24 protein-coding genes and 1 tRNA gene are annotated in these 23,239 nt (G+C 69.3%); 8 read left to right on the top strand and 17 right to left on the bottom strand.

The genetic code is table 11. The features are described 5' to 3' along the window. Positions 1-131: 131 nt before the first annotated feature. Entirely contained in the window at positions 132-824 is a 693-nt protein-coding gene (locus EHF32_RS02530) for an ABC transporter ATP-binding protein (RefSeq protein ID WP_137416662.1), read from the top strand. Next, entirely contained in the window at positions 821-2,128 is a 1,308-nt protein-coding gene (locus EHF32_RS02525; RefSeq protein ID WP_137416661.1) for an ABC transporter permease, read from the top strand. Before EHF32_RS02530 ends, EHF32_RS02525 begins: the two co-directional genes overlap by 4 nt. 62 nt (positions 2,129-2,190) lie before the next feature. On the opposite strand, the gene EHF32_RS02520 is transcribed toward EHF32_RS02525, so the two are convergent. Together EHF32_RS02520 and EHF32_RS02515 are read right to left on the bottom strand one after the other, a co-directional pair. Next, positions 2,191-2,874 carry an NAD(P)-dependent oxidoreductase gene (locus tag EHF32_RS02520; RefSeq protein ID WP_137416660.1) on the bottom strand — a complete coding sequence of 228 codons (684 nt, stop codon included), beginning with the start codon at positions 2,872-2,874 and terminating at the stop codon, positions 2,191-2,193. Between the two features lie 169 nt (positions 2,875-3,043). After that, on the bottom strand, positions 3,044-3,742 hold the full coding sequence (locus tag EHF32_RS02515) for a DsbA family oxidoreductase (protein ID WP_137416659.1): 699 nt from the start codon (positions 3,740-3,742) through the stop codon (positions 3,044-3,046). A 50-nt stretch (positions 3,743-3,792) separates the two neighbouring features. Between EHF32_RS02515 and EHF32_RS02510 the strand changes: the two genes are divergently transcribed. After that, on the top strand, positions 3,793-4,338 hold the full coding sequence (locus tag EHF32_RS02510) for a TetR/AcrR family transcriptional regulator (RefSeq protein ID WP_161594052.1): 546 nt from the start codon (positions 3,793-3,795) through the stop codon (positions 4,336-4,338). A gap of 277 nt (positions 4,339-4,615) precedes the next feature. Here EHF32_RS02510 and EHF32_RS02505 read toward each other — a convergent pair. After that, a tRNA-Pro gene (locus EHF32_RS02505) sits at positions 4,616-4,689 on the bottom strand. 115 nt (positions 4,690-4,804) lie between these two features. Here EHF32_RS02505 and EHF32_RS02500 point away from each other — a divergent pair. From EHF32_RS02500 to EHF32_RS02490, 3 genes are read left to right on the top strand one after another with little or no spacing between them, the layout of a single operon-like run. Next, the gene (locus tag EHF32_RS02500) at positions 4,805-5,386 is read left to right on the top strand and encodes a GNAT family N-acetyltransferase (RefSeq protein ID WP_137416657.1); all 582 of its coding nucleotides are present in this window, start codon (positions 4,805-4,807) and stop codon (positions 5,384-5,386) included. Between the two features lie 24 nt (positions 5,387-5,410). Next, on the top strand, positions 5,411-5,797 hold the full coding sequence (locus EHF32_RS02495; protein ID WP_137416656.1) for an RNA-binding S4 domain-containing protein: 387 nt from the start codon (positions 5,411-5,413) through the stop codon (positions 5,795-5,797). A gap of 42 nt (positions 5,798-5,839) precedes the next feature. After that, the gene (locus tag EHF32_RS02490) at positions 5,840-7,111 is read left to right on the top strand and encodes an HNH endonuclease signature motif containing protein (RefSeq protein WP_137416655.1); all 1,272 of its coding nucleotides are present in this window, start codon (positions 5,840-5,842) and stop codon (positions 7,109-7,111) included. Between the two features lie 131 nt (positions 7,112-7,242). On the opposite strand, the gene EHF32_RS02485 is transcribed toward EHF32_RS02490, so the two are convergent. Genes EHF32_RS02485 through EHF32_RS02475 form a run of 3 tightly spaced genes read right to left on the bottom strand, consistent with a single transcriptional unit; the run spans position 7,243 to position 9,209 of the window. After that, the gene (locus EHF32_RS02485) at positions 7,243-7,821 is read right to left on the bottom strand and encodes a hypothetical protein (protein ID WP_137416654.1); all 579 of its coding nucleotides are present in this window, start codon (positions 7,819-7,821) and stop codon (positions 7,243-7,245) included. After that, complete coding sequence (locus tag EHF32_RS02480; protein ID WP_137416653.1) at positions 7,818-8,267, bottom strand: SRPBCC family protein; 450 nt, start codon at positions 8,265-8,267, stop codon at positions 7,818-7,820. Before EHF32_RS02480 ends, EHF32_RS02485 begins: the two co-directional genes overlap by 4 nt. 6 nt (positions 8,268-8,273) lie before the next feature. Beyond that, entirely contained in the window at positions 8,274-9,209 is a 936-nt protein-coding gene (locus EHF32_RS02475) for an NUDIX hydrolase (protein ID WP_137416652.1), read from the bottom strand. Positions 9,210-9,467: 258 nt separating this feature from the next. Between EHF32_RS02475 and EHF32_RS02470 the strand changes: the two genes are divergently transcribed. Further along, positions 9,468-11,282 carry a ribonucleoside triphosphate reductase gene (locus tag EHF32_RS02470; RefSeq protein WP_137416651.1) on the top strand — a complete coding sequence of 605 codons (1,815 nt, stop codon included), beginning with the start codon at positions 9,468-9,470 and terminating at the stop codon, positions 11,280-11,282. Position 11,283: 1 nt separating this feature from the next. Beyond that, positions 11,284-12,018: an anaerobic ribonucleoside-triphosphate reductase activating protein gene (locus tag EHF32_RS02465; protein ID WP_238343773.1), complete on the top strand. Its 735-nt coding sequence runs from the start codon at positions 11,284-11,286 to the stop codon at positions 12,016-12,018. Between the two features lie 15 nt (positions 12,019-12,033). On the opposite strand, the gene der is transcribed toward EHF32_RS02465, so the two are convergent. The 11 genes from der to EHF32_RS02410 form a co-directional block, all read right to left on the bottom strand. Next, complete coding sequence (gene der, locus EHF32_RS02460; protein WP_137416650.1) at positions 12,034-13,557, bottom strand: ribosome biogenesis GTPase Der; 1,524 nt, start codon at positions 13,555-13,557, stop codon at positions 12,034-12,036. After that, a complete protein-coding gene (cmk, locus tag EHF32_RS02455; RefSeq protein ID WP_137416649.1) occupies positions 13,547-14,236 on the bottom strand; it encodes a (d)CMP kinase in 690 nt (229 codons plus the stop codon). Before cmk ends, der begins: the two co-directional genes overlap by 11 nt. Next, the gene (locus tag EHF32_RS02450) at positions 14,229-15,356 is read right to left on the bottom strand and encodes a prephenate dehydrogenase (RefSeq protein WP_137416648.1); all 1,128 of its coding nucleotides are present in this window, start codon (positions 15,354-15,356) and stop codon (positions 14,229-14,231) included. The genes cmk and EHF32_RS02450 overlap by 8 nt, the downstream gene beginning before the upstream one ends. Then, positions 15,353-16,126 carry a pseudouridine synthase gene (locus EHF32_RS02445; RefSeq protein WP_137416647.1) on the bottom strand — a complete coding sequence of 258 codons (774 nt, stop codon included), beginning with the start codon at positions 16,124-16,126 and terminating at the stop codon, positions 15,353-15,355. Before EHF32_RS02445 ends, EHF32_RS02450 begins: the two co-directional genes overlap by 4 nt. Beyond that, complete coding sequence (gene scpB, locus EHF32_RS02440) at positions 16,123-16,731, bottom strand: SMC-Scp complex subunit ScpB (RefSeq protein ID WP_137416646.1); 609 nt, start codon at positions 16,729-16,731, stop codon at positions 16,123-16,125. Before scpB ends, EHF32_RS02445 begins: the two co-directional genes overlap by 4 nt. Next, on the bottom strand, positions 16,721-17,536 hold the full coding sequence (locus EHF32_RS02435; protein WP_137416645.1) for a segregation and condensation protein A: 816 nt from the start codon (positions 17,534-17,536) through the stop codon (positions 16,721-16,723). Before EHF32_RS02435 ends, scpB begins: the two co-directional genes overlap by 11 nt. Further along, complete coding sequence (locus EHF32_RS02430; RefSeq protein ID WP_192900681.1) at positions 17,520-18,407, bottom strand: ParA family protein; 888 nt, start codon at positions 18,405-18,407, stop codon at positions 17,520-17,522. The genes EHF32_RS02435 and EHF32_RS02430 overlap by 17 nt, the downstream gene beginning before the upstream one ends. A gap of 94 nt (positions 18,408-18,501) precedes the next feature. Further along, the gene (locus EHF32_RS02425) at positions 18,502-20,073 is read right to left on the bottom strand and encodes a M20/M25/M40 family metallo-hydrolase (RefSeq protein ID WP_137416644.1); all 1,572 of its coding nucleotides are present in this window, start codon (positions 20,071-20,073) and stop codon (positions 18,502-18,504) included. 152 nt (positions 20,074-20,225) lie between these two features. After that, on the bottom strand, positions 20,226-20,822 hold the full coding sequence (locus EHF32_RS02420) for a vitamin K epoxide reductase family protein (protein ID WP_137416643.1): 597 nt from the start codon (positions 20,820-20,822) through the stop codon (positions 20,226-20,228). Positions 20,823-20,887: 65 nt separating this feature from the next. Then, positions 20,888-21,967 carry a hypothetical protein gene (locus EHF32_RS02415; RefSeq protein ID WP_137416642.1) on the bottom strand — a complete coding sequence of 360 codons (1,080 nt, stop codon included), beginning with the start codon at positions 21,965-21,967 and terminating at the stop codon, positions 20,888-20,890. Then, the gene (locus EHF32_RS02410; protein ID WP_238343772.1) at positions 21,968-23,182 is read right to left on the bottom strand and encodes an aminotransferase class V-fold PLP-dependent enzyme; all 1,215 of its coding nucleotides are present in this window, start codon (positions 23,180-23,182) and stop codon (positions 21,968-21,970) included. Positions 23,183-23,239 lie beyond the last annotated feature (57 nt).

Genomic DNA, 23,239 nt, shown 5'->3' with positions numbered 1-23,239 from the left:
GAATCGGGTTTACGTCACCCTGCGAGGGCATCGGCCGTACCTCGGATGCGGTAGCAGACAGACCACGCGAGGGGGACGCATCCGGCGATGAGTCGCGCGAGGCTGGGGATGCCCCTGAGAGGAACACCATCATGACAACCCCGATCATTTCCGTGACAGACGTGACAAAAACCTACGGGCGCGGGACGAACAGATTCGACGCCCTGCGCGGGGTGAGCCTCGACATCCAATCCGGCGAGAGCATCGCGATTGTCGGAAAGAGCGGGTCCGGCAAGTCCACTCTGATGCACTTGCTCGCACTGTTGGACGAGCCATCGACCGGCCGTATCGTCCTAGAGGGCACCGACACGCATCAGCTTCGCGGATCCGCCCTCAACCGCACGCGCAACAAGACGTTTGGCTTCGTCTTCCAACAGTTCTTCCTGACACCCAACACCACGGTACTCGACAACGTGATGCTGCCGTTGAAGATCGCCGGAGTGAGTCGACGGGAGCGCAAGCGGCGCAGTCTGGATGCTCTGGCCCAGCTGGATCTCCACGATAAGGCGCGCAATCGAGCCACCGATCTGTCGGGCGGCCAGAAGCAGCGCACGGTCATCGCTCGCGCTCTCGTGAATAACCCGCGCGTCATCTTCGCCGACGAACCCACCGGCAACCTCGATTCGGCGACGGGCGCGGTGGTGGAAGACATCCTGTTCGAGCTCAATCGCGAGCATGGCATCACCCTGATCGTGGTCACCCACGACGAGGATCTCGCGGCCCGCTGCGATCGGCGCGTGCACATCCGTGACGGCGTGATCTTGGATGAGGAGGTGGCGGCATGAGAACCGTCGATCTGGTCGGCTCCGCTGTCGCCAACACCTTCCGATCAAAGACGCGCACGACTCTGACGATTCTGGCCATCTTCGTTGGCGCTTTCACGCTGACCGTCACCAACGGCCTCGGCACGGGGATCAATCGCTACATCGACGACACCGTGTCTTCGATCGGCGCATCCGATGTGATGACGGTCACCAAGGCGTCGGACGACGCCATCCCCGGGGTGTCCTCCGGCCCCGTCGAATACGACCCGGATGCGATCAGCACTGGTATGCCAAACGGCCCGGGTACCACATCGAGTGTCGTAGCGATGACCTCCGACGACATCGTCGCGCTCGAAGGCATCGACGGCGTGCTGCGCGTTGCCGCTACCAAGACCGTCTCGGCGGACTACGTGCAGTACGGCGACGGAACGCGCTTCGTCACGAGTGTCGGCACCCTGATACCCGGCCAGAGCGTCCAGCTTGCCGCAGGAGAGGCGCCCGACGCCGACTCGTCGGACTTCGAGGTGGCGCTGCCTACCGACCTGGTGGAGCCGCTTGGGTTCACCGATGCGAATTCCGCATTGGGCAGGAGTGTCACGATCGCCGTGAGCGATGCCGTGCGCACTATCCATACCGTGGAGGCGACCGTGACCGGCGTCGCCGAGCAGACCTTCACTGGCGGCGGGACGAGCGTGATCCCCAACAAATCGCTGACCGATGAGCTCTTCTCGCTGCAGAACACCGGGCTTCCCGACAACGAGCAGGATCGGTACGCCAGCGCGAGCGTGTGGTTCGAACCGGATGCCACCGACGCGCAAGTCGACGGCTTGAAGGACGCCCTCGCCGAGGCCGGGTTCACGGGCACGACGGTGGCCGATCAGCTCGGCACGTTCAAGGCCGTCATCGATGCCATCGTTCTGGTGCTCAACGCATTCGCGGTCATCGCGCTGCTGGCCGCGAGCTTCGGAATCGTCAACACGCTGCTCATGTCGGTCCAAGAACGCACCCGCGAGATCGGCCTGATGAAGGCGATGGGGATGGGCTCCGGTCGGGTCTTCTCACTGTTCAGCGTGGAGGCTGTCTTCATCGGATTCCTCGGCAGTGCGATTGGTGCTGGGATCGGCATCCTGGTCGGCACCGCGATCAGCTCGACGCTGGCTGCGGGGCTGTTCTCGGACCTGCCCGGGCTGACGGTGATCGCGTTCGACCCGGCCTCGATCGCCACGATCATTCTTATCGTGATGGGAATCGCGTTCCTCGCGGGAACGCTGCCGGCGGCACGCGCAGCCCGTGCCGATCCGGTCAACTCGCTCCGCTACGAGTAGAGATCCTGCGCAGAATGAATGACACTGCCCCGTCCTTGGGACGGGGCAGTGTCTTCATTCTGTCAGTAGGCGATCGCGAGGTGGCCACGGCGGGGCGCGTCGGACTCGATCTCGTCGAGCACCGCGGTGGCGAAGTCCGCGCCGCCAATCACGGTGCGTCCGTTCTCGTCGGCGAGGACAAGCCCGTCAGTACCCACCCGATACCTCCCGGTGGCATCGCCCGGGACGTGTGCCCCGAATTCCATCCCCGGCGACAGGAATACCCAGTCGAGATCATCATCGCGATCGAGGAGCGCGAGAAGGATATCGTTCATCTGCGTCGCCTCGCTCACCAGCGCCGCCATCATCTCCTCTGGCACACCCTCGGCGCGTCCGAAGCCCTCGTCGATGACGCGCGGGCTGTCGGGCGAGCGCCGAAGAGAGCTGAAGCCTCCGACAACGAATAGGCGCGCACCCTTGTCGCGGGCAAGGTCCGCGATGGTGCGATCGACCTCGCCGAGCACACCATCGAGGGCTCCGCGCGGCGAGAGAGCGGAGACGACCACGTCGGCCTCCGCCATGGCTGCGGCCACCTGCGCGTCGTTTCGCACATCGATCGCGCGATACTCGACGTTCTCGAGAGCACCTTCTGCCGGCGGCTGAGCGCTTCTACTCGCAACGATGACGCGGTGGCCGCGACGCGCGGCCTCCGCGACGATGTGCCCGCCGGCGTATCCGGTGCCGCCGAAGACGGTGATCGTGGTCATGCTTCCTCTTTCTTCTCTGGTTTTCGGGACTGGTTCGCCGCGATCGACGCGGTGCTCCCGAGAATCTGGGGCAAGTTAGCCGGCGACTGCCACCCGCAGGCGGCATCATCGGCGCACATCACGCCGCCGACGACGACGGTGAGGGGTGAGGCAGCAAAGCCTGGAGCACTCATCGCGACGCCTCCGCTCCCCACGCCTGATCGATGGCCTGGCGATAGCCCTCGACGGTGGCAGCCCCGGGCACGGCGAATCGACCGTCGAAGACGGCAAACGGCACGCCTCGGGCGCCCAGACGGAGGGCGGCAGCGCGGTCCTGTTCGACCTCGTCGGAGAAGCGTTCGCCGTCGACCGTCTCCCGCACTTCATCCTCAGGCACTCCGAGACCTGCCGCCGTGTCGATCAGGAACGCCTCACTGAATGCCTCATACTCGCCTGCGAACGCGGCGCGCTGCACAGCGTCCATGAGCGGCACGGCCACTCCGTAAGACTGTGCGAGCTTGATCACCCGGTGGATACGCTTTGTGTTGCGGTGACCACGTCGAATGGAGAACGGCAGCCCGTCGGCACGGGCCACGCGAGCGAAGCTTTCCTCCCCCACTTCAACCTCTGCCACCGTCGCCCCCATCATCGCGGCGAGGACCTCGGAGTTGTCGACGATCTCGTCCGGCGTGTCCGGGTGGAGCTCGAACGCGTGGAGGACAAGGTCGATACGGTCGGAATGCTCACTCTCGGCGATCGCACGCTGGAGTCGGTTGTCACCGACGTAACATGCGGGACAGACAACGTCCGCCCAGAGGTCGATCCTCAATATGGGGCTTCCGTCGGTCTGTGACATAAGGGCTCCTGGGTATGGTCCGGGTGGTTCCATTCGTGTCAATCGGGTTTAAGTTGAGGTTATTCCTCATTTTAGGAGATCCCATGCCGCGTCCCCCTCGTCGCGATGCTCAGCAGAACATGACACGACTTCGCGAGGCCGCTCTCAGGATCTTCATGGCGCAGGGAATCGACGCGCCGCTGGAAGACGTCGCGCGCGCAGCAGGGGTGAGCATCGGTACTCTCTACAACCACTTCGGTAACAGGCAGCGCCTCCTCGACGAGGTCCTCCCCCAGGCAGCCCTCGCCCAACTTGCCCGCATCCAGACTTCCGTCGCCGCCGAGAAGGACCCGCACGCCCGTCTCGTGCGCTACATCGAGGAGGTCGCCACCATCCAGGCCACCGACCGGCTGCTCTCAGATGCGCTCGCCAGACTGCCCTCGCTTCCGGACGACGCCGCCCACGCTTGCTCCGAGGTCATGGAACTCGGCCAGCGGCTCGTGGCCGAGGCTCGGCGGAGCATCCCGTCGGTCTTCCTCGATGAGAACTCGCTCGCAGCGCTCGTGCTCGCCAACAGCACCGTTCAGCGCTCAGGGCCTCCGGCGGGATGGGACGAACTGGTGATCGCACTCGCCCGCGCCCATCGCTGACGCGTCCGCGTTAGCCAAGATTCTACAAAGATTCATCCGCCGATCCTCATCAGTCGATCAACCGAGCATCGCGATGAGTATCCGCACCAGGCTGGCGCCGCTCAGAAGGGCCACCACATGCGGCGGGGAGATAGGCACCCGTCGCTCCCTCCTCCGCCGAGCGCATAGGGCGAGCGCCGCTGTCGAACGCGGAGCCTCCGCCCGCGAGGCCCGCCTGCGATCTCTCGCGGGGACGAGAAAAGGGCCCGCCATAGGCGGACCCTTTTCTCGTCTCCGGTCGGGATGACAGGATTTGAACCTGCGACCCCTTGACCCCCAGTCAAGTGCGCTACCAAGCTGCGCCACATCCCGGAGCTGCCCGCGCGCGGGCAACTCAACCATCTTAGCCGGTCCGAGAGCGTGCCGCGAACGCGGCGGGTGGCGCAAGCGGTGGATTTGTGTCCACGGCCGGGAGTACGGTCGCGGCATGAGCGAGATCCAGGTGCTTCCCGCGACGAGCGAGCGCTTCGACGAGGTCGAGAACGCCCTCACCGGCGGCGGCGACGGCCGGGCGTGTCAATGCCAGTGGTGGATGATGCCGGGCAGCCGCTTCAGCGCGCTGAGCGTCGAGGAGAAGACCGATCTCCTGCGTGAGGAGACGGCCGCATCCATCCCGCCGGGACTCGTCGCCACCGTCGACGGCGTCGGCGCGGGCTGGGTGCGCGTCGGGCCCCGCCCCGATCACGAGCGACTCGCGCGAACGAAGCTCTACGGCAAGACCTCCCGCGAACCCTGGACCGACGCCAGCACCTGGGCCATCAGCTGCTTCTCCGTGCGCAAGGAGTTCCGCGGCCAGCAACTCACGCGCCGCCTGCTCGACGCGGCCGTCGCCTTCGCCCGCGAGAACGGCGCGCGCCTCGTCGAGGCCTACCCCGTCGATACCGCGCAAACGAAGACATCGTCGAACGAGCTCTTCCACGGTGCCCTCACGGCCTTCCTCGACGCGGGATTCGTCGAGACCGCGCGCCCCCGCGCCGACCGGCCGATCGTCGCACTCGACCTCGGCTGAGCCCGCATCCGCCAGGATAAAGAGATGACGGATGCGGCTTCCCCCGTTCGGGTCGACTCGTGGCTCTGGGCCGTCCGCGTCTACAAGACGCGATCCGCCGCCACGACGGCCTGCCGTGCCGGACATGTCCGCATCGGCGGCGACCGCGCCAAGGCAGCGCAGCTTGTGCGCCCCGGCGACGAGGTGCGCGTGCGGATCGCCGGCTTCGACCGCATCCTCGTCGTGCGTCAGACCATCGTGAAGCGCGTCAGCGCACCGCTCGCCGCCCTCGCCGCGGAGGACAAGACTCCCCCGCCTCCGCCGCGCGAGCTGACCGCGTTCGTCCCGGTCCGAGACCGCGGCGCGGGGCGTCCGACCAAGCGCGAACGGCGCGATATCGACCGCCTCCGAGGGCGTTCCTCCGACGACTGATCGGACCCCGGCGATGTCGGAGGTCGGTGCCAGACTTCAGGCATGAAGGATGCGGCCGCGATGAGCCCCGAGGACGCCGAAGCGGCGATGCTCGAGGGCCTGCTCGCCGGTGTCGAGAAGACCCGCGCATCCATCGCCGCGCTCGAAGCTCTCGAGCTCAACCTGCTCGCGACCGCCCGCCAGATCGCCGCCGACCGCACCTCTCGTCTGTCCGATCCGTCGGCCCGGGCGCACGAGATGCCGCTGCGCGACATAGCTGCGGAGTTCGCCACGGCTCTGCACGCGAACGACCGCGGCATGCAGAACGAGCTGCACGACGCCGCCGACATCGCCCGCCGTCTGCCGCGCTCCCTCGCCGGCCTGGCCGAGGGCCGCATCTCGCGCCGCCACCTGCGCGCGATCCACGAGGCGTCCGCCGGACTCGACGGCCCCGAACTCACGGCCTACGACGAGGATGCCGCGGCGGCCGCCTCCGAGATGTCCGTCAACCGTCTGCGCCCGATCCTCCGCGGGCTGGCCGAGCAGGCGCAGCAGCGTCCGCTCACCGAGCGCCACCGCGAGGCACGTACGCAGCGCGGCGTCTTCGTGCGCGACCTCCCCGACGGTATGGCCGAGCTCACGGCCGTCCTTCCCGTCATCGAAGCTCACGGCGCACACGACCGGCTCACGCGGATGGCGCACCTTGTGCGTGACGCCCACGATCCCGAGACTGATCCGCGCACGATCGACCAGCTGCGCGCCGACATCCTCAGCGATCTCCTGCTCACCTCGACCGCCGCCGACACCGCCGACGCCCCGCACGCGGGTATCGACGCCGTGCACGCGCACGTGCGCATCACGATCCCCGCCACCACGCTGCTCGGCACGACGGATGCAGGCGCCGAACTGATCGGCGTCAGCCCCGTCGACGCCGAGACCGCCCGCCGCCTCGCCGGGGGCTCCGTCGCGTGGACGCGCGTGCTGACCCATCCGCTCACCGGCAACGTCCTGGGCGTCGACCGCTACCGTCCCAGCGAAGACCAGCGACGCCTGCTGCGGGTGCGCGACGAGCGATGCCGCTTCCCCGGATGCCGCATGCCCACCCACCGCTGCGACATCGATCACACGATCGACTGGGCCCACGGCGGAACCACGCACGTCGACAACCTCGCGCACCTCTGCCGCCGACATCACTCACTCAAACACGCCACACCCTGGCGCGTCAGGCTCGGACCCGACGGCGTTCTCGAGTGGACCAGCCCGCAGGGCCGACATCACCGCGATTCCCCCGCATCCCGCGCCGTCTTCACGGATACGGCCGACCCGCCGTTCTAGCGAAGGTCACCCTGACGACGAAACAACGTTCAGCCCGCCACGCGGCCGGGACCCTTACGACGACACCCGCTGTCGGCCGTGCATGGATACGGGCACGAGTACGGGTACGGAGAACGTGTCGCGACGTGCAATCAGCCCTTCTTCCCGTCAAGACCGTCCTTCCCGCTGAGCTCATCGAGCAGCGCTTCGAGCGAGGCGAACTCGATCGCGTCGCCGTCGTCCGCGTCATCGTCATCATCCGCGCCGTCGTCGACGTACAGCTCGTCGAGCCGGAAGTCGGCATCGAGCTGCGCGCGGATGAAGACCTCGGGCGATTCACGAGGCACGGGGAACGACACGAGGTACGCGTCCGGAACGACCGCCACCCACTCGATCACGAGGTCCTCGCGCCCCACCCGACGCCCGGCGACCTGCCCGAATCCCTCCTCGATCTCCTCGAGGATCTCGTCGAGCAGACGCTCCCACTGCGCGGCGCTCATGGTGAGGAAAGCTTCCGCCGCGGCGATGAGCGAGGCAGGGTCGACCGACTCGGCACCCACCTCGTCGTCGAGAGGATCGAACTCGGGCTCGGGGTCGAGATTGATCGACACGTCGTACCCGGCGGCGACGAGGCGCGCGGGTCCGCGGACGACGCGCTCCTCCTCGACGGGATCGGCAAGCAGGCCCGCGGCACGAACCGCGCGCAACAGAGCAGAGGGCTGATCGTTCATGGGGTCCGTTCGATCCGGGGTCGATACGCCTCGATCATCCCGCACGCCCGCGCCAGCCGCGTGAGGTGGTAGCTCCACCCCTCCTCGTGCTCATCCGCGAGCGTCGGCGGCACACCGGCGTGACGAAAGCCCGTCTCGGTGATCGTCACGGAGGTCGCCGCGCCGTGAGGCTCCAGCCGGAACGTCACCTCGAGCGGTGCCGCCCATCCGTCCTCTCGCCAGCGGAATGCAAGAACCCCGGGCTCCTCGCAGCGCGTGACGATCCCATGCGCCTGCCGCTGCCGCCCCGCCTCGATCCAGGTCTCGGCGACCGTCGCGCCGACCGCGGCGTCGAAGCGCAGGTCCGGCCACCACGCCACCCGATCCACGGTGAGTGCGCGCCAGACGACGTCCGGTGTGACCGCGACGACGTGCGCGACGGAGACGGAATCCCGCGAAGCTCGCACCGAAACTCAGTCCTGAAGAAGATCCAGCAGCCAGCGCGTACCGCGGACGGAGGCGCCGACCTCCTCGCAGCGCGCCGCGAGCTCGCGATCGCTCGTGACGACGATGACCCGAGCGCCCCACTCCGCCTCCTCGCGCGCCGTCCAGACGATCGCGTCGTCGCCCGCGGCCTCGGCGCGGATCACCAGCACGTCCGGAGTCCGGTAGGACGCGGCGTAGAGAACCTCGGCGCCCGGCGCGGCTTCGCGGGCCTTCCCCTCCAGCACGATCTTGATCTCCGGGTACCAGCGGTCCTCCGCCAATCCCAGGGCATCGCCGGCGATGCCGCGCACGGCCAGGCCGCGAAGCCGCTCGACGAGCCGCTCCGCCGCGCCCGCGCGGTCCTTCCACCAGCCGTCCGGCACCGAGCCGACGACGTTCGCCGCATCCACCACGATCTTCGGCCGCACGGCCAGCAGCTCGCGCAGCCGCGGCCAGGATGCGGCGAAGCCGGGATGCAGCGGATAGTCGTCGACGTCCGCGACCGGCACCCACGACAGCTCCACGCTCTCGGGGTCGCTGATGACCGGATCGAAGGCGTCCACGACATCCGCGACGACCGTCGCGTACGACCAGTAGCCGAGGTCGAACACGCTCATGAGCCGCGGTCGTACCGCACCCTCGGGAACGCCCGCTTCCTCGGTCGCCTCGCGCAGGGCACCGTCGAGAGCCGACTCGCCCTCGTGGCGCGCACCCCCGGGCAGCGCCCACGTGCCGCCGTGGTGGCTCCAGGACACCCGGTGCTGCAGCAGCACGCCGCGCACCGGGTCGACCGCGAGCAGCCCCGCGGCCCCGAAGCGCCCCCAGTAGCGCTCCCCCGTCGGCGCGACGACCCAGGCGTCCCCCGGATCCCGCGGCCCCAGCGGCCGGCGCGGCTCTCCGGGGGCGGGGGGTTCGATCGTCACGCTGACAGCCTCGCACACCGCGAGGATGCCGACGCGCACGGCGACACATTCGGGAGAGCCGACCTGCGCGATACACCCACCCGCGGGTCGAGGCAGGGACCGACGCGCGCGACTGTGAGCACCCACAACAGCCGTGGCGCGGAAATCCGGCGAGAGCTGTTATTCCACAACATATGGGTTCGACACCGCGCCGCAGCCCTACATACAGTGGTCACACCACCGCAGATCACCTTCACCCCACGGCTAGAAGGAGCCTGCATGTCCACGTCCACCACCGCCCGCTCGATCCCCGTCGCCCCCACGATCGACGAGTACCTCTCCCGCGGAGACTGGCGCGTCAACGCCAACGCCAACCAGGGATACTCCCTCGGCGGCATGATGCTCAACACGTCGGGCAAGGTCATCGCGAACTACTGGCTCGACCAGGTCTACGCCCCGGCGGCGGGTGCCGCGCACCGCGACGGGGACCTCCACATCCACGACCTCGACATGTTCGCCGGGTACTGCGCCGGCTGGTCGCTGCGCACCCTGCTCGAGCAGGGTTTCAACGGCGTCCCCGGCAAGGTCTCCTCCGCCGCACCCCGCCACCTCTCGAGCGCTCTCGGGCAGATGGTGAACTTCCTCGGCACCCTGCAGAACGAGTGGGCCGGCGCCCAGGCGTTCAGCTCGTTCGACACGTACCTCGCCCCCTTCGTCCGCCTCGACGCCCTCGACGCCGACGCCGTCCGGCAGGCGATCGAGGAGTTCGTCTTCAACCTCAACGTCCCCTCCCGGTGGGGCACGCAGACCCCCTTCACCAACCTCACCCTCGACTGGACGTGCCCGGACGACCTCGCCGACCAGCGCCCGATGATCGGCGGCCGGGTGTGCGACTTCACGTACGGAGACCTCGCCCCCGAGATGGCGATGATCAATCGGGCCTTCATCGATGTTATGACCGCCGGCGACGCCGATGGACGGGCCTTCACCTTCCCCATCCCGACCTACAACATCACGAAGGACTTCGACTGGGACGACCCCTCCGTCGATGCCCTGTTCGCGATGACCGCCAAGTACGGGCTGCCCTACTTCCAGAACTTCGTGAACTCCGACCTCGACCCGCACATGATCCGGTCGATGTGCTGCCGCCTCCAGCTCGACCTCACGCAGCTGCTCGCCCGCGGGAACGGCCTGTTCGGCTCGGCGGAGCAGACCGGATCCCTCGGCGTCGTCACCGTGAACTGCGCACGCCTCGGTTACCTGCACCCGGGCAACGAGGCGGGTCTCATCGCCCGCCTCGACGAGCTGCTCGAGATCGCCCGCGACAGCCTCGAAGCCAAGCGCGTCGTGATCCAGCGCCACATCGACGGGGGCCTCTTCCCCTACACGAAGCGCTACCTCGGAACGCTCGACAACCACTTCTCCACGATCGGCGTCAACGGGCTCAACGAGCTCGTGCGCAACTTCACCGGCGACACGGACGACATCACCTCGGAGGCGGGACACGCCCTCGTCGCCCGCATCCTGGATCACATCCGCGACCGGATGGTGGAGTTCCAGGAGGCGACCGGCACGATGTACAACCTCGAGGCGACACCCGCCGAGGGCGCGACGTACCGCTTCGCGAAAAGCGACATCGCCCGCTACGAGGGCATCCGCCACGCGGGCACCGACGACAACCCGTACTACACGAACTCGTCGCAGCTGCCGGTCGGCTACACCGACGATGCGTTCGAGGCCCTTCTGCTGCAGGAGGACCTGCAGCAGAAGTACACGGGCGGCACGGTGCTGCACCTCTACATGGGCGAAGCCGTCTCCTCCGCGGCGGCCTGCCGCACGCTCGTGCGTCGCGCGCTCGAGAAGTTCCGTCTGCCCTACATCACCATCACGCCCACCTTCTCGATCTGCCCGCGCCACGGCTACCGATCGGGCGAGCACACCGTGTGCCCCGAATGCGGCGCCGACTGCGAGGTGTGGACGCGGGTCATGGGCTACTTCCGCCCGTTGTCGTCGTTCAACGTGGGCAAGAAGGGCGAGGCCGCCGAGCGCGTCGCGTTCGCCGAGTCGCGCTCCCTCACCGCCGCGGCGGTGTGAGGTGATCCCCGCCGCGATCGATCCCGCCACCCTGCGCATCGCCGGTCTCACGCGTCTGTCCACGGTCGACTGGCCAGACAAGCTCGTCGCGACCGTCTTCCTGCAGGGGTGCCCGTGGGACTGCTTCTACTGCCACAATCCCGCGCTGCGTGCTCCCCGCGCGCCCGCGGCGATGAGCTGGCAGACGCTGCGGGCGTTCCTGAAGAAGCGGCGGGGCCTGCTCGACGGCGTCGTGTTCTCGGGCGGCGAGCCCACGATGCAGCCCGCGCTGCCGGCGGCGATCGCGGCGGTGCGTCAGCTCGGCTTCGCGGTCGGACTGCACACGGCGGGGATCTACCCGGCGGCGCTCGCCCGCATCCTGCCCTACATCGACTGGGTGGGCCTGGACATCAAGACGAGCAAGCGGCTCTACGAGAGGGTCACCGGCTACTCGAACAGCGCCGAGCGCTCCTGGGGCTCGCTGTCGGTCGTGCTGGCCGAGTCGGCGGCGCGCGCGAGCACGAACCGCCCGCTCGACTACGAGGTGCGCACGACGGTGCACCCCGAGGCGGCGGATGCGGCCGAGCTCGCCGTGCTCGGGCACCGGCTCGCCGACGCCGGCGTCACCTGCTGGGCGCTGCAGCGCTTCCGCAGCGAAGGCACCCGCATCCCCCTGCCCCGCGTCGGCGAGGCCTCCTACGAGGTCTCGCTCGACACGGTGCCGGGTGAGCGGTTCGCGCGGTTCGCCGTGCGCTGAGACGGTGCGCTGAGCTCAGCGCTGGCGGCGCTCGCGCACCCGCATGTTGATGACGATGGGCGTGCCCTCGAAGCCGTACAGCTCACGCAGGCGGCGCTGGATGAACCGGCGGTAGCCGGGGTCCAGGAAGCCGGTCGTGAACAGGACGAAGGTCGGCGGACGCGTGCCCGCCTGCGTGCCGAACAGGATGCGGGGCTGCTTGCCGCCGCGCACGGGGTGCGGGTGCTCGGCGACGAGCTCGGAGAGGAAGGCGTTGAACTTGCCCGTCGAGATGCGCTGATCCCACGACTCGAGGGCCGTCTCGAGCGCCGGGACGAGCTTCTCGAGGTGGCGACCGGTGCGCGCGGAGATGTTGACGCGCGGCGCCCACGCGACGTGCGCGAGGTCCTGCTCGATCTCGCGCTCGAGGTACCGGCGACGGTCGATGTTCGCCATGTCGTCGTCGTTCAGGCGGTCCCACTTGTTGAAGGCGAGCACGAGCGCACGGCCCGACTCGAGCACCATGTCGATGATGCGCACGTCCTGCTCGCTCAGCGGCTCCGACACGTCCAGCACGACGACGGCGACCTCGGCCTTTTCGAGCGCCGCGGAGGTGCGCAGCGATGCGTAGAAGTCCGCACCCTGCTGCAGGTGCACGCGGCGGCGGATGCCGGCGGTGTCGACCAGACGCCAGAGCTTGCCGCCGAGCTCGACGATCTCGTCGACCGGGTCGCGGGTGGTTCCGGCGAGCTCGTTGACGACGACGCGCTCCTCGCCGGCCGCCTTGTTCAGCAGCGACGACTTGCCCACGTTCGGGCGCCCGAGGATCGCGACGCGGCGAGGTCCGCCGATCTCGTGCTTGGCGACGGCGGAGACGTCCGGCAGCACCTTCACGAGCTCGTCGAGCAGATCCGCGACACCGCGGCCGTGGATTGCGGAGACCGGATGCGGTTCGCCGAGGCCCAGGTTCCACAGCGCCGCCGCCTCGGGCTCCTGGCGCGCGTCGTCGATCTTGTTGGCGACGAGCATGACGGGCTTGCCGCTGCGACGCAGGAGCTTCACGACGTGCTCGTCGGTCGAGGTGGCGCCCACCATCGCGTCGACCACGAAGAGCACGACGTCGGCGAGGTCGATCGCGACCTCGGCCTGGGCGGCGACCGAGCGGTCGATGCCCTTGGCGTCGGGCTCCCAGCCGCCGGTGTCGACGAGCGAGAAGCGGCGCTCGAGCCACTCCGCCTTGTAGGTCACACGGTCGCGTGTGACGCCGGGGGTGTCTTCGACGACGGCCTCGCGGCGTCCGAGGATGCGGTTCACGAGCGCGGACTTGCCGACGTTCGGGCGACCGACGATCGCGACCACCGGCAGCGCCGGCAGGTACTCGATCCCGTCCCCGGAGCCGACGAGCCCCGCGAGCACCTCGGCGTCGTCGTCGTCGAGGTCGTAGTCCTCGAGCGACGCCCGCAGCGCGATCGCGCGCTGCTCGGCGAGCGTGTCATCGATCCCGGCGAGGGTCTCCTCGAGCTGATCTGGTCCGGCTTCGTACTCGTCCTCAGCGCGCATCGCGCACCTCCTGCATTTTCTCTGCGACCGCGAGAACGGCCGCCACTGTCTCATCGAAGTCGAGGTGCGTGGAATCCACGACCTCGGCCCCTTCGGCCGCCGACATGAAGTCGACGACGGTGGAATCTGATGCGTCTCGGCGCCGCAGCGAATCGGCGACGGCCGCCGCATCCTGTCCGCTCACCTCGGCGCTGCGCCGGGCGGCGCGCACCTCGGGGGCCGCCGTGAGCAGGATGCGCACGGGCGCATCGGGAGCCACGACCGTGGTGATGTCGCGACCCTCGACGACGACGCCGGGGCGCCCCGACTCGGCGACGAGCGAACGGAAACGCGCGTTCACGGTGTGGCGAACGACAGGGACACGGGCGACGCCGCTCACCGCCTCGGTCACGCGGCTCTCGCGGATCGCCTCGGTGACGTCCGTGTCCCCCACCCGCACCCAGTAGTCATCCGGGTCCAGCGAGATACTGCCGTCGAAGTCGCCCATCGCCTCGAGCACCGCGGTGGCGTCGGAGGTGTCGACCGAGCGGTCGAGCGCGTGCCACGCGAGCGAGCGGTACACCGCTCCCGTGTCGAGGTAGCCGTAGCCGAGGCGCCGGGCGACCTCTTTCGACACCGAGGACTTACCGCTGCCGGCGGGGCCGTCGACGGCGACGATCGTGACGTCGGAATCACTCATTGGCACTGCTCGCAATCCTCCACCCGCGCGCCTCGAGCCCCGCCACGGCGGGTGCGGCGATCGCGGGAACGACACTGATCTCTGCCAGACCGAACTGGGCGCCGGGCGAATGCTCCAGGCGCAGGTCCTCCACGTTCACCCCGAGCTCGCCGAGCTCGCCGAACAGGCGACCGAGCTGGCCCGGAGTGTCGTCCACCATGACGACGATGGTCTCGAAGCGACGGTTCTGGCCGTGCTTGCCGGGCAGTCGCTCGACGCCCTGGTTGCCGCGCAGGATCGTGTCGGCGACGCCGCGACGCGCGCCCGGCGCATCCGGCTCCCGCAGCGAGTCGGCGACGGCGGCGAGGTCCTCGGCGAACGCGTCGAGCACATCGACGACCGGAGCGGCGTTGGCGCCGAGGATCTGCACCCAGAGCTCGGGTGCGGATGCGGCGAGCCGGGTCGTGTCGCGAACGCCCTGCCCGGCCAGGCGCAGAGCGTCCTCAGGCGCTGCCGTGAGTCGCGCGGCGAGCAGACTCGACACGAGCTGCGGCACGTGCGAGACGAGCGCCACCGAACGGTCGTGCTCCTCGGGCGCCATCTCGATCGGAGTGGCGCCCAGATCGAGTGCGAGTCCCTCCACCAGCGCCAGATCGGCGGCCGTGGTCTCCTCGTCGCGGCAGACCACCCACGGCCGCCCGATGAACAGGTCGGCGCGCGCCGCGATGGCGCCGCCGCGTTCGCGGCCCGCCATCGGATGCGAGCCGATGTAGCGCGTGAGGTCCACACCGCGCGCGCGGAGCGCGCGCAGCGGCTGCCCCTTGACGCTGGCGACATCTGTCACGACGGCGTCCGGGTAGGCGGCGAGCTCGCGCTCGACGACGTCGGCGATCACGTCCGGCGGCACCGCGACGACGATGAGGCGGGGGGCGTCGCCGGGGGTCGCGGCGCGGCCGGCGCCGTAATCGATCGCGAGCCGGAGCTGGGCGGGTGAGGTGTCGTCGAGCACGACGTCGACGTCCAGGGCACGCAGGGCATGACCGATGCTGGCGCCGAGCAGGCCTGCACCGACGACACGGACGGTGCCCGAGGTGCGCGCGGCGACCCGCGCGGGCGCGCTGGTGCCGTTCGACTCGCTCACTGGTTCTCCTGCTCTCCGGGCGGGTCGGACACCTGGTCACGGCGCGCGAGCGTGAGAAGCGCACCCCGCTCGATCTTAGTCAACTCCCGCATCCGTCCCGCCGGGAGTGTTCCCAGGTGAAGGGGTCCGAACTGCCGGCGCACGAGTTCCAGCACGGGATGGCCGACCGAGGCCATCATGCGACGCACGATGCGGTTGCGGCCGGAGTGAAGCGTGAGCTCCACGAGGCTGCTCGTGGCGGAGGCATCCAGCAGGCGCGCCTTGTCCGCCCGGATGAAGCCGTCCTCCAGCTCGAAACCACGCGTGAGGGCCGAGATCGTCTGCGCCGAGACCCGGCCGTCGACCTTCGCGATGTAGACCTTGGTGACGCCGAACGAGGGGTGTGCGAGCACGTGGGCCAGCTCTCCGTCGTTCGTCAGCAGGAGCAGGCCCGACGTGTCGGCGTCCAGGCGACCGACGTTGTAGAGACGCTCCTCGAAGTCGCGGGTGAACTCACGCAGGTCGCGACGCCCGCGGTCGTCCCCCATCGAGCTCACGACACCGGTGGGCTTGTTGAGCATCACGTACCGCTTGGACTGGTCGAACTCGACCGCGACGCCGTCGACGTCGACGAGATCGGCCTCGGGATCGATCCGGCTGCCGAGCTCGGTCACGACGGTGCCGTTCACGCGCACCCTGCCCTCGACGATGTACTGCTCCGCCACGCGGCGGGAGGCGACGCCCGCGTTCGCGAGCGCCTTCTGCAGGCGGACGCCCTCGGTGTCGGTCATCGTGCGATCTCCTCGAAGCCGGTGCTGCCGTCATCGAGCAGCGGTGAGATGTGGGGAAGCTCGTCGATCGTGTTGATGCCGAGCTTCTCGAGCAGCGCGTCGGTCGTGCCGTACAGGATGGCGCCGGTCTCCCCGTCGTGTCCGACCTCGGTGATGAGGCCCCGGCCCACGAGCGTGCGCACGACCGAGTCGACGTTGACGGCGCGGATCGACGCGACCTGGCCGCGGGTGACGGGCTGCTTGTACGCGATGACCGCGAGGGTCTCGAGGGCCGCCTGCGACAGGCGGGCGGGCTGCTGGGTGCCCAGGAACTCGGTGATGACGCGGTCGTACTCCTCGCGCACGTAGAGCCGCCATCCACCTCCCACCTCGCGCAGCTCGAAGCCGCGGCGCGGGCCGCCGTCCTCGCCGTCGTAGTCCGCGACGAGGGACGCGATCGCCTTGCGCACCGCCGGGACGGGCGCACTGACGGCGGCCGCGAGCGCCACGACGCTGTGCGGCTCGTCCAGGATCAGCAGCACGGCCTCGAGACGGCGCGCGACAGAACCCACATCCTGCGGCCAGGCGGTGGTCTCCGATTCCTCGGTACGGATGTCATCGGTCATAGTCGGCTCCCAGGGTGGCGAGGTTCTCCTCGGACCAGCGTTCCGCGCTCCAGCGCAGGGTCAGCTCGCCGAGGGGCTCCAGCTGCTCGAACGACAGCGCCGCGTGGCGGTACAGCTCGAGGATGGAGAGGAATCGTGCGACCACGATGCCGGAGGCGTCCACTCCGGCGATCAGTTCACGGAAGGTCAGCGTGCCCCGCTGGCGCAGCAGGGTCACGACGATCGCGGCCTGCTCGCGGATGCTGACCAGCGGCGCGTGCAGGTGATCGAGCCCGACGGTCGGGATCTCCTTCGGCGCCATCGCCAGCATGGCGAGCGCGGCGAAATCCTCGGTGCTGAGCGTCCAGACGAGCTCGGGCGCGGCCTGGCGGTACCGCTCGTCGATGCGGACGCTGCGCGCGTGCCGCCTCTCCTCGCGCTCCAGTGAGCGCGCGAACCAGGCGGAGACCTCTTTGAAGGCGCGGTACTGCAGCAGCCGCGCGAACAGCAGATCGCGCGCTTCGAGCAGAGCCACCGCCTCCGCGTCCACGAGCTCGCCCTGCGGGAGCAGCCCCGCCACCTTCATGTCGAGCAGGGTGGCGGCGACGACGAGGAACTCCGACGCCTCATCGAGCTCCGCATCCGGCCCGAGCTGGCGCAGGTACGCGATGAACTCGTCGGTGACGACGCTGAGCGCCACATCCGTGATGTCGAGCTCGTGCTGCGAGATGAGCGTCAGCAGCAGGTCGAACGGGCCGTCGAAGACGCCCAGCGATACCCGGAATCCGTCGGTGGCCGCGTCCTGCGGCTCAGGCGACGGCGCCACGGGCGACCAGCTCCCGCGCGAGACGCAGGTAGGCCTGCGCCGCTGCGTGTTCGGGAGCGAACTCGGTGATGGGCATTCCCGACACCGAGGCGTCGGGGAACTTCACGGTGCGCCCGATCACGGTCTCCAGCACATCGTCGCCGAACGCCTCGACCACGCGTTCGAGCACCTCGCGCGAGTGCAGCGTGCGCGGGTCGTACATCGTGGCGAGCACCCCGTCGAGGGTGATCGAGGGGTTCAGCCGGTCGCGCACCTTGTCGATGGTCTCGATCAGCAGGGCGACGCCGCGCAGGGCGAAGAACTCGCACTCGAGCGGGATCAGCACGCCGTGGCTCGCCGTCAGGGCGTTGACCGTGAGCAGCCCCAACGAGGGCTGGCAGTCGATGAGGATGACGTCGTACTCCGCCGCCACGTGGCGGAGCACGCGGGCGAGGATCGTCTCACGCGCCACCTCGTTGACCAGGTGCACCTCGGCGGCGGAGAGGTCGATGTTCGCCGGGAGCACGTCGAGGCCGTCGACGGAGGTCTTGACGATGACCTCGCGTGGGTCGCGCTTCGTGTCCAGCAGCAGGTCGTAGATCGTGGGCACATCGTGCGTGGTGATGCCCAGGCCCGCGGACAGCGCGCCCTGCGGATCGAAGTCGACCGCCAGCACCTTGCGGCCGTAGTGCGCGAGGGATGCGGCGAGGTTGATGGTCGTGGTCGTCTTGCCGACCCCGCCCTTCTGATTGCAGAGGGCGATGATGCGCGCGGGGCCGTGGGCGGCGAGAGCCGGCGGTGTCGCGAACCCCTGATAGGGGCGACCGGTCGGGCCGAGGGGCACATCGCCCTTCGTGCCTTTACCCGCCTGCTTCACTGCGCGCTCCGCCACCGTACTCCCGCTCTGCTTGGTCGTTCGATCGATTCTAGCGACGGCAGGCGGCGGGTTCGGGGAGGGCGCACCGAGCCCCCTCCCCGAACCGCGCTCACACGGTGCGCCGGCGACGTGCGGCCGCGGCCAGCACGGCGGCACCCGCGAGGAGTGCCAGGACGCCGCCGCCGAGCCACACGCCGGAGATCTCCGAGCCGGAGGCGGCCAGCAGGTGGTCGCCCTCCTCGGTCACCTCAGGCGCCGGGGCGACCGGGTCGACGATGGGCGCGACACCGTTGACGGCGGACGTGTCGTTCGCCAGCGCCGCGGTGACGCTGGCCATCGCGCCGAGCATGATGCCGAGCGCCTCGGTGTTGATGTTCGACATGTCATCGGCCGGCGTGTGGTAGTTCGGGTCCATGATGATGCCTTCGGTGCCGCCGAACAGTGCGACCTGCTCCGCGGTCTTGACGTCGTCGGCCCCCGTGAACAGCCCGGATGCCGGGATGCCCGCCAGGATGAACGCGTTGTAATCGCTGCGGGCGTCGAAGGCGGTGTCGATCCAGGGCTGTCCGATCGCATCGAAGTAGCTCGTGAACGCCGCCTCCGTCGCGATCGACCCCTCGGGGACCTCCACCGGAGCTTCGTACGTGGACTGGTCGGCGTCGTACACGGCGATCACGTAGTTCGGAGAGGCGACCATGTCGAAGTTGAGATACGTCGCGATGGCGTCGGCGTCGGCGTCCGACAGCTCGTCCACGTAGTGGGCCGATCCCAGCAGCCCGATCTCCTCGGCGCCCCACCAGGCGAAGCGAACCTTGTTCTCCAGCTCACCGGATGCGGCCAGCTGGAGGGCGACCTCCAGGATCGCCGCCGAGCCCGAGCCGTTGTCGTTGATGCCGGGGCCGTCCTCGACGGAGTCCAGGTGCGCGCCGAGCATGACGACGTTGTCGTCGCGGCCGGTGGGCGTGTCGGCGATGATGTTGAACGTCTCGACCGAGTCGATGTGCTGCTGCAGATCGAGATCCGCGAGGACCGGTCCGTCGGCGAGCGCGGCGAGGAGGTCCTGACCCTCGCTCTGCAGGATGCCGACGGTCGGTGCGAGGTCGGGCGTCTGCGCTCCGAGGGTGCCCTGGAGCGGCCCCGCCTCGTTGTTGTAGATGATCACGGCCTCCGCGCCGGCGGCGGCGGCCGCCGCCGACTTCTCCGCGAAGGAACAGCTGCCGCGCGAGACGAGAGCGATCGCGCCGGCGGCATCGGTGCCCGCCCAGTCGTCCCCGGTGCATCCCAGCGGCGCGGTCGGGGCGATGAGCGGCAGGTCGGTGAGCCCGCCCGCGGGCGTGCCCGGCGTGAACTCCATCGGGATGCCGAAGGGGTCGGCGGGAGTGTAGCCGTCGACCGTCAACGTGTAGGCGTCGATCGTCTGCAGGTCCGCGTCGAAGTATTGGCGCTCGGGCGTGTACCCGGCGGCCGTGAGCGCCTGCTCGATGTACGCCGCGCTGGCTTCGTAGCCGCTGGTGCCCGCCGCCCGGTTGCCGCCGTTCGCGTCGGCGATGTCCTGCAGCTGCTGCAGGTGCCCGACGACGGCGTCCACCGTCACCCGCTCCTCCAGATCGGCGGGGTCGACGGCAGCGGCCGGCGCGATGCCGGCGGTCACCGCCAGAGCCGCGCCGATTCCGATTCCCATACGGGTGGCTCGTGGCCGTGATGTCGTCACCTGGTGTCCTCTCGCGTTTCCCCGGTGCGCCCGACGCTAGTCGGATTCAGCGGCGATCGCTTAGACAATTCACAGGTTCGTAACGTGACGCGGGAAGCGCACACAGCACCCGCGGAGCCGGCTCAGAACAGCGAGCCCAGGACGTCCAGTCTGAGCTGGGCGATGACGGCGATCAGCGCGACGTCGAGGATGGCGACCAGCGGCGCCCAGCTCGCGAGCCACCGACCGATCGGCCGCATCCGGCTCCCCCACAGCCCCGCACGCGCACTCCAGCCGAGCGTGACCCAGAACAGCGGGATGGTGACGAGCCACACGACCATGCACCACGGGCAGAGCGAGCCGTACTCGAAGATGCTCCGATAGGCCAGGAAGTGCACGAACACGAAGGCGGCGGCGATGAAGGACAGGTAGGTGCGCCAGTACCAGCTTCTGAGGCCCGTCGCCCCGGCGAGCGCCGTCACACCGGCGTAGATCGGGCCGAGGAAGAGCACCACGCCGATGAGCGAGTTGCTGAAGCCGAGAAGGTTGCCGCCGGGTGAGAGCAGGTTGGGCCCGCACGTCACGATCACGCTCAGCTGGCACGACACGAGAGGGTCGATGCCCCGCAGCTGGCCGATGTACTCCAGGTACAGCAGGAACGAGACCGCCCAGCCGAGCACGCCGGCGACGATCCAGAAGACGGCGAGCGCGCGTGACGGGGGCGCGGTGGGAACGCTCATGCGCTCAGTGTGCGCGCGAGGAGTCCGACTCGCGGGGCGCTGCGGCCGTGACTAATGCGTCCGGCTCACCGCATCCCCTGGAGCTGGTCGACCGACACGACCCCGGGGTGCAGGGCCCCGTCGGCGATGAGGGTGGGGACGGTGGCCGTGCGGATCTCCTCCTCGACGATCCGCTTGCCGTCCGCGACGATCTCGTGCACCCGATCGGATGCGGCGAGCCGCGCGATGTCCAGGATACCGGCGGCGTCGTAGCCGGCCTCCGCGAGCCACTCCTGCAGCTGGGTCTCGGCCTGCTCCGGTGAGGCCTGCTCGTTGAACCACGTCTGCCAGGCGACGCCGTCGGCGCGCTCCCCCGTGAAGATGTGCTCGAGGATCCGCCAGTCCGTCGCTCCCTGCGCGGGGACATCGGCCTGCTCCGTGAGGCGGATGGCGGTGAGGTAGTCGGTGATCAGGGGCGAGTTCGTGAACTTCGGGGCGGCATCCGGTCCGATCGGGTACGGGATGTAGGCGAGGTTCTGTCGGTCGGCGAAGCCAGAGCTCTCGATGTTGCGGAAGAGCTCGGCGCAGAATCGGCAGCCCGGGTCGATCACTTCGACCGCCACCGGCAGCTCGTCGCGGTACCCGCCGGCGTAGCTCGCCGCCTCGGGGAGGTACTCGCGCGCATCCCAGTCCTTCAGCCGGCTCGGCAGCGCGTCGAAGGTCTTGCCGAGCGAGCGGAACTCCGCGGCGAACGCGCCGATGACATCCCCCTTGCCCAGGGCGGAACCGAAGTCGTCCGCACCGGCATCGATGCTGCACGCCCCCGCGGACAGGCTGCAGGCCTGGGTGTCCTGCGGGTTGCAGGTGCCGTAGACGAAGAGGTTGAGCCCGCTCTTGCCGACGATGTAGAGGCTCACGACGAGCGAGAGCACCATGATCCAGGCGGTCACCTCGATCGCGATGCTCGCCGGCTTCACGAGCCTCGGAGCCCGCACCGCGAGGGGCGCGAGCATGCTGTTCCTCACGTCCTCGCGGAACGATGTGTCGCAGGGGCGGAACGTCACGCGCCGGGTGACGCATCGCCACGCTGTGCCGAGCAGGCGCCGGTACTTCGCGGAGACGGCCGCCAGGACGAGCAGCACGAGGAATGCGGCGATGCACAGCATTCAGAGCCCCCTCAGCATCCGGCCGAGCACGTCGAGACACCGCGCGACGTCCTGCTCGGTGTTGTGCGCGCCGAGGCTCAACCGCAGCAGCGGTTCGACCCGTTCGCGTTCGCGCAGCCAGTAGTGCGCACAGAAGTACCCGCTGCGCGCGGAGATCCCCGCCTTCGAGAGGAAGACCGCGAGGCGGTTGCTGTCGACGCGGTGGGCGCGAAACGGCACGAGCGCACCGTCGGCGTCACCGAAGACCGACAGGTTCGGGATCTCGCCCAGCCCCTCGCGCAGCGCACGCGTGAGGCGTCGCTCACGCTGCTCCACGGACTCCCCGGTGGTGCGCGGGTACGCCTCGCGCCACCGCAGCGCCGCGCCGAAGGCGAGGATCTCGCCCCACGCCTGCAGTCCCGGCTCGAGGCGGGTATGCGGCTCGTCGAGCAGTACGAAGTCGTCGGCGGTGACCTCCGCCACCTGACCGCCACCGACGAATGCGACCTCGAGCGACATCAGAAGCTCATGCGTCGCGACGACGACGCCCAGGGACGGCCCGTAGGCCTTGTGGGCCGAGAAGCAGATCGCATCGGCCGCGAGAGACCGCAGGGCCTCGGGTGCGTGGGCCATCGCCTGCGCGGCGTCGACGATGACCGTGCCGCCCAGGCGGTGGGCGTCGGCGACGAGCCCCCGCAGATCGGCGGTGACGGCGCCGTCGACGTTGTTCTGGGCCGAGACGACCACGAGGGCGTCGGCAAGGTCGGCGTCGCGGTACATCAGAGCACCGAGGGCATCGCGCTCCAGCACGACACGATCGATCCCGCGAGCGCGGGCGAAGGCGATGGTGCTGAGGAAGACCGCGTTGTGCTCGGTGACCGTCGTCACGACGCGCCGGAATCGGCCGGCCGGTATCTGCGTCAGGAGGAGATTCAGCCCGTACGTGGTGTTCAGCGTGAAGGAGACCGCATGCGTGCGGGAGGTGAGTCCGAGTGCGCGCAGCACCGCGGCGCGCGTGTCGGCGACGCCCGCATCCACCTGGCGCGCGCTCTCGTAGGAGGCGCGGCCGCCGCACGCGTTTCGGGTTCGGAAGTACTCGTCGAACGCCTCGATGACGGGCGCGGGGCGCATCGACTGGCAGGCCGCATCCAGGTACACGGTGTCGGCGGGCAGGTAGGCGAAGCCCGGACGCTCCGAGGCACCCTCCCCCGTCGTGGTGCGGCGCAGTCTCCTCACCCCTCCGATGATCCGCGGGCGCACGGGCTGCCGCCCCGGGCGGAGCCGTGACTATCC

The sequence above is a fragment of the Microbacterium sp. RG1 genome, from assembly GCF_005347485.1.
GTDB classification, from domain to species: domain Bacteria; phylum Actinomycetota; class Actinomycetes; order Actinomycetales; family Microbacteriaceae; genus Microbacterium; species Microbacterium binotii_A.
This window is presented reverse-complemented; position numbering and strand designations above follow the sequence as displayed.

Coding starts and splice junctions, on each gene's coding strand:
- EHF32_RS02530 (WP_137416662.1), top strand. CDS start 132: ATGACAACCCCGATCATTTCCGTGACAGACGTGACAAAAACCTACGGG.
- EHF32_RS02525 (WP_137416661.1), top strand. CDS start 821: ATGAGAACCGTCGATCTGGTCGGCTCCGCTGTCGCCAACACCTTCCGA.
- EHF32_RS02520 (WP_137416660.1), bottom strand. CDS start 2,874: ATGACCACGATCACCGTCTTCGGCGGCACCGGATACGCCGGCGGGCAC.
- EHF32_RS02515 (WP_137416659.1), bottom strand. CDS start 3,742: ATGGAACCACCCGGACCATACCCAGGAGCCCTTATGTCACAGACCGAC.
- EHF32_RS02510 (WP_161594052.1), top strand. CDS start 3,793: ATGCCGCGTCCCCCTCGTCGCGATGCTCAGCAGAACATGACACGACTT.
- EHF32_RS02500 (WP_137416657.1), top strand. CDS start 4,805: ATGAGCGAGATCCAGGTGCTTCCCGCGACGAGCGAGCGCTTCGACGAG.
- EHF32_RS02495 (WP_137416656.1), top strand. CDS start 5,411: ATGACGGATGCGGCTTCCCCCGTTCGGGTCGACTCGTGGCTCTGGGCC.
- EHF32_RS02490 (WP_137416655.1), top strand. CDS start 5,840: ATGAAGGATGCGGCCGCGATGAGCCCCGAGGACGCCGAAGCGGCGATG.
- EHF32_RS02485 (WP_137416654.1), bottom strand. CDS start 7,821: ATGAACGATCAGCCCTCTGCTCTGTTGCGCGCGGTTCGTGCCGCGGGC.
- EHF32_RS02470 (WP_137416651.1), top strand. CDS start 9,468: ATGTCCACGTCCACCACCGCCCGCTCGATCCCCGTCGCCCCCACGATC.
- der (WP_137416650.1), bottom strand. CDS start 13,557: ATGCGCGCTGAGGACGAGTACGAAGCCGGACCAGATCAGCTCGAGGAG.
- cmk (WP_137416649.1), bottom strand. CDS start 14,236: ATGAGTGATTCCGACGTCACGATCGTCGCCGTCGACGGCCCCGCCGGC.
- EHF32_RS02445 (WP_137416647.1), bottom strand. CDS start 16,126: ATGACCGACACCGAGGGCGTCCGCCTGCAGAAGGCGCTCGCGAACGCG.
- scpB (WP_137416646.1), bottom strand. CDS start 16,731: ATGACCGATGACATCCGTACCGAGGAATCGGAGACCACCGCCTGGCCG.
- EHF32_RS02425 (WP_137416644.1), bottom strand. CDS start 20,073: ATGGGAATCGGAATCGGCGCGGCTCTGGCGGTGACCGCCGGCATCGCG.
- EHF32_RS02420 (WP_137416643.1), bottom strand. CDS start 20,822: ATGAGCGTTCCCACCGCGCCCCCGTCACGCGCGCTCGCCGTCTTCTGG.
- EHF32_RS02415 (WP_137416642.1), bottom strand. CDS start 21,967: ATGCTGTGCATCGCCGCATTCCTCGTGCTGCTCGTCCTGGCGGCCGTC.